Raw genomic sequence first — 4,578 nt, forward strand, 5'->3', positions numbered from 1 at the left:
TTTAAATCTGAAACATTATCGTTAAAATCATTAAATAACATGATTCTCACCTCTACTTGATTCATTATACCAAAAAATATAAACTTTGGACTTAACTATGTTTAAAAATATGCAAATTTAGAGCTTTCTTAAATTTTTAAAGTTATAAAATTTATCCTAACTCACAATTATTTTTATTCTGTCATCCACTAATAGACCTTCGTACATTATTCAGTTATATATTACACCAATTAATTATATTCTTGGTATTTTTAAATCAAAATTTTGCAATTCACATTCAATTTATCATGCTTTAGTATATTTGTTTAATAATCAGTTTTCAGGGTAAATAAATTGTAGAGGTGACTTATGGAAAATTTAAGATTATTTGTCGGAACAGTGTGTCCTTTTTGTAAAAGAGTAGAAAAATTTATAGAAGATAATAAAATAGAAGGCGTTGAATTAGTAAATATTGATGAAAATGTTCAAGCAAGAGAAGAACTTATTGAAAAGGGCGGCAAAAGACAAGTGCCTGCTCTTGATTTAGGAGATAAGATTATGTACGAATCTCTCGACATAATGAACTACCTTAAAACAAAAGGAGAATAAAATGAAAAATCTAAAACTATACTATAAACCAACATGCCCTTATTGCGTAAAAGTATTAAACTATATGGACGAAAATAACATCGAAACTATCGAACTTTTAAACGTCGATGAAATTGATGGCCTGCGTGCAGAACTTAATGAACGAGGTGGCAAAACTCAAGTTCCCGCTCTTGATATTGACGGCAAAATCATGTATGAATCTGATGAGATTGTTGAATATTTAAAGGCAAATTTTTAAAATAAACTTTATAACAACACTTAAAAGCAGTTGACGATTATAGTTAACTGCTTTTTCTTTAAAACTTATGTAGCTTTTATAAATTGTAAATATAGTCCAGCGCATCTTTTTTAGATAGATTATGCTCTTCCATCAAAAACTTTATTGCGTCTTTCTTTTTATTTTCTATCATCAAATCCAATAGATATATATCTTCTTCTATTGATATCCCCAATGAAGACATGCTGACTTTGCCTTCATCTTTTAAATATTTATAGAATGCTTTTTTATTTGAGTAAATTCGTCTTCTTAAATCTAATGAAGTATTTGCAATATATCTTTCTAGAAAAATTAACAATATAAAAATTGTTATAATTATGTATCTATTCATAAGTTTCTCCCTTTTATATTACTTATCTAATTCAATTTAACACACTACAATTAATATTTCACTAATTTAAGATTAAATATTTAAAAGAGTGCTAATTTCAGCACTCTCTTAATTTTAAGTATTTAAGTTACTAATACAAACTACTATAAAAACAAACCCTTTTGTTCAATAATTGCTTTCATTAGCAATATTGTGCATAATTGCCATAAAATTACCATAAAAGCAAATCCCTTCTGAGTCCACTTTAGCTCTCTACTTATAAAAATTGAATGTAGATTTGCTAAAATCCCTAAGATTGTCAATATAAAAAAGATTACGACTTCAAACTTTATCGGCGTAGGATTATTAAAATCTCCATGTCCAATATCTACACATAATGGAGTAGTTAAAATCCACGAAGTTGCTCCAAAGCTAAATATATAATTTTTTAAACTCAGTTTCTGCCTTTTATCTTTTTTCATAACATTTCCTTTTTAACTAAAATTCATATTATTTACAAATGCCTTATTTATTCGAAATCGATTTCACTTGTATTTTATTATTTTTTGTCAACATTTATTTTTTCCAATTGAAAATGTTTTATTCAAACCTGCATTAGTGCATCAAATTTATCTAAATAATAAAAAGACTTTAAGAAAAATATATTAATCTCCTAAATTACTTTTTAATTTAAACCTCATAAGCTAAATTTTAAATTTTCTAACTTTTAGAATAAAATTTAACCAAACTTTATAAACTTTACTTCACTGTATTGTTGGCATCTTCCCCAACACTTTCATCCATACCTGTAGTCATTTCTACTTTTGTGTCGATACCTTTTAGTTGCTCGGCTTCTTTTGGCAAATACTTATCTATTAAAAACTTTCCTTCGTCAGTTAAACCAACTTCCCCAGATTTTATTTTCTCCATATTTTTATCTATATAGGCTTTAAAATCATCAACTTTTATCTTCTTTTCAATATCTTTCTCGTTTTTAACAAAATACTCTCCCACTACTTTATCATTATCTTTGTAAGTTAAAATTGGATTTGAAAAAAGTTTTATATCTTCTTTTTCAAAGGCATTAGTACTTGCCTTTTGGCAACCCACGATAAGTATAAAACAGGTAATAATTAATAGTAATTTATATTTTTTCGTCCTATATTTCACAAACTAAAATTTTTCCTTTTCCTGTTACTTCAACGTGTTCTCCCATGTGAGCGCTCATTGCAGGATATTCTTCTCCATCAACTTTCATTCCGTCTTCATAGAAGAATATTAAGCTCTTGTCTTCAATTCTCGCCGATCCGTCCACATTCACAGAATACATTTTGTTTGGAAGTTCTTCTTTTACTATTAAATTGAAGTCCCTAATTTTAGAATATGAAGTTACATCGTCTGCTCCTGAAAATTTATACACTTCAAAAGGTTCTAACTCAACTTCTGTTCCGTTTACTATCATCTTCAAATTCCCATCAAGTGGTGTGATATATCTTGTAAATCCATTGTACGGAGTGAAGCTTGAGCTGTCTAATTCACAAGTAGCTGATGAAATTCTAAAATCAAAATTTTTTTCACTCACGCTTGCTGTAGTCGGACTTATTAAAAGTTCTGAAGTCTCTCCGCCAGACCAATTTGTAGTTTTAAATTCTTCTCTTGTTATTTTCATAGTCATCCTCCTAATTCTTAATTTTATGTTATCACAATAATAATAAAACTAAAATAATTGTTTTTATGTTAAAATACTTACGAGGTGTTTTATGGAATCAATTTTATCAATTTCTATAATTGGTATTGGTCTTGCAATGGATGCTTTTGCAGCGAGTATCTGCAAAGGGCTATCTCTTACGAAAAGAGATTTTTCAAAGACTCTTAAAGTTGGGTTATGTTTTGGTATTTTCCAAACTATTATGCCGATTTTCGGCTTTTTACTCGCCAGTACATTTGCAGACAAAATTAAAAGTATAGACCATTGGGTTGCATTCTTTTTACTTTCTTACATAGGTTTTAATATGATTAAGGAATCGAGGGTCGCAACTTGTGATTTGGATTCGGGTTTTGACTTTAAGTCTTTAGTTTTAATTGGAATTGCAACTTCTATAGATGCAATGGCTGTTGGAATAAGTTTTGCATTTTTAAATGTTGAAATTTATTCAGCCTCTATTTTAATTGGAATTATAACCTTAGTCATATCAATGTTTGGAGTAACACTTGGCAATATATTCGGCATCAAGTATAAACAAGCTGCTGAATTTGCCGGTGGAGTTATATTAATTGCAATGGGCGTTAAAATCTTAATACAACATTTATTTTTTCTAAAATAAAATACTATGAAAGAGATGAGTAGATATTATCATTATATTTTCTCATCTCTTTTATTTTAAATTTATTTTAAAATTTATTTTTTCACTCTTTTTTCCATGTTTATTTTTGGGTATAAATGTTTAGAAAAGGAGGTTCAAATGGACTACAATAAACAATTAGAGCGTGTTATAAATTACTTTAAAAAAGGTGAAACTGATTATAAAGATTTCACTGTCGGTTTAGAATTTGAACACTTTGTATTAGATAAAAGCTCTCTCAAATCCATTTCTTATTACGGCGAAAATGGATTGGGAGAAACTTTACTTGAAATTTGTAAAACTTTAAATGCTAAACCTTATTATAATAATGAATCTATATTAGGTTGTGACACTGATAAGTTTTCTATTTCACTTGAACCGGGTGCTCAATTTGAAATTAGTATAAAATCCAAACTTTCAATAGAACAGTTATATCAAGATTACAAGGAAATTTTAGGTATTCTTCTTCCTATCTTTGCTAAGAAAAATCAAATTTTAGTGCCTCTTGGATATAATCCTGTTTCTAAAATTCAAGATATTAAATTAATTCCTAAGATTAGATACAACCATATGTTTGAGCATTTTAATTCTCTAAATGGAGATAACAACATGGGTTGGAATATGATGAAAGGCACTGCTTCTGTACAAGTTACTATCGATTATTCTGACGAAAAAGATTGTATTAGAAAATACTTTCTAGCCAGTGCCATAGCGCCAATTCTATATGCAGCTTTTGACAATGGATATATTTTTGAAGAAGAGCCTTATAAAAAATATAATATAAGGCAAATGGTTTGGGAAAAGACTGATAAGTCTCGTTCCGGCTTATTAGATTTTGCTTTTGATGACATGTCTTATCAGAGATATGCCAAATTTATTTTGGATACTACTCCAATATTTGTGGAGAGAAATGGAGAAATTATAAGCGTCAATAAAAAGCCTTTCAAGGAATTATTCGACCCTGAAAATGATTCTGATGATGAAATCTTCCATGCCATTTCAATAGTATTTCCTGATGTTAGATTAAAAACTTATCTTGAGTTTAGAATGATGGATGGAGT

Annotated in this window: 8 protein-coding genes; 4 read left to right on the top strand and 4 right to left on the bottom strand. The window is 28.5% G+C overall.

Annotated elements, in window-relative coordinates; genetic code table 11:
* Positions 1 to 348: 348 nt before the first annotated feature.
* A complete protein-coding gene (locus SOR77_RS02915) occupies positions 349 to 588 on the top strand; it encodes a glutathione S-transferase N-terminal domain-containing protein (protein WP_320635696.1) in 240 nt (79 codons plus the stop codon).
* Position 589: 1 nt separating this feature from the next.
* A complete protein-coding gene (locus SOR77_RS02920) occupies positions 590 to 826 on the top strand; it encodes a glutathione S-transferase N-terminal domain-containing protein (protein WP_320635697.1) in 237 nt (78 codons plus the stop codon).
* A 76-nt stretch (positions 827 to 902) separates the two neighbouring features.
* Here SOR77_RS02920 and SOR77_RS02925 read toward each other — a convergent pair whose 3' ends face one another.
* From SOR77_RS02925 to SOR77_RS02940, 4 genes are all read right to left on the bottom strand, one after another.
* Positions 903 to 1,196, bottom strand: a complete 294-nt coding sequence (locus tag SOR77_RS02925; protein WP_320635698.1) for a hypothetical protein — start codon at positions 1,194 to 1,196, stop codon at positions 903 to 905.
* Positions 1,197 to 1,339: 143 nt separating this feature from the next.
* Complete coding sequence (locus SOR77_RS02930; RefSeq protein ID WP_320635699.1) at positions 1,340 to 1,657, bottom strand: hypothetical protein; 318 nt, start codon at positions 1,655 to 1,657, stop codon at positions 1,340 to 1,342.
* Positions 1,658 to 1,934: 277 nt separating this feature from the next.
* Positions 1,935 to 2,285 (bottom strand): hypothetical protein, encoded by a 351-nt coding sequence (locus SOR77_RS02935; protein ID WP_320635700.1) that lies wholly within the window; start codon positions 2,283 to 2,285, stop codon positions 1,935 to 1,937.
* A gap of 49 nt (positions 2,286 to 2,334) precedes the next feature.
* Positions 2,335 to 2,844 carry a HutD family protein gene (locus SOR77_RS02940; protein ID WP_320635701.1) on the bottom strand — a complete coding sequence of 170 codons (510 nt, stop codon included), beginning with the start codon at positions 2,842 to 2,844 and terminating at the stop codon, positions 2,335 to 2,337.
* A 91-nt stretch (positions 2,845 to 2,935) separates the two neighbouring features.
* Between SOR77_RS02940 and SOR77_RS02945 the strand changes: the two genes are divergently transcribed.
* Together SOR77_RS02945 and SOR77_RS02950 are read left to right on the top strand one after the other, a co-directional pair.
* Positions 2,936 to 3,499 carry a manganese efflux pump MntP family protein gene (locus SOR77_RS02945; protein WP_320635702.1) on the top strand — a complete coding sequence of 188 codons (564 nt, stop codon included), beginning with the start codon at positions 2,936 to 2,938 and terminating at the stop codon, positions 3,497 to 3,499.
* Positions 3,500 to 3,637: 138 nt separating this feature from the next.
* Positions 3,638 to 4,578: glutamate-cysteine ligase family protein (locus SOR77_RS02950; RefSeq protein ID WP_320635703.1), on the top strand; the 941-nt coding region annotated here is incomplete at its 3' end.

It is taken from the genome of Peptoniphilus sp., from assembly GCF_034090345.1.
Classification (GTDB): Bacteria; Bacillota; Clostridia; order Tissierellales; family Peptoniphilaceae; genus Peptoniphilus.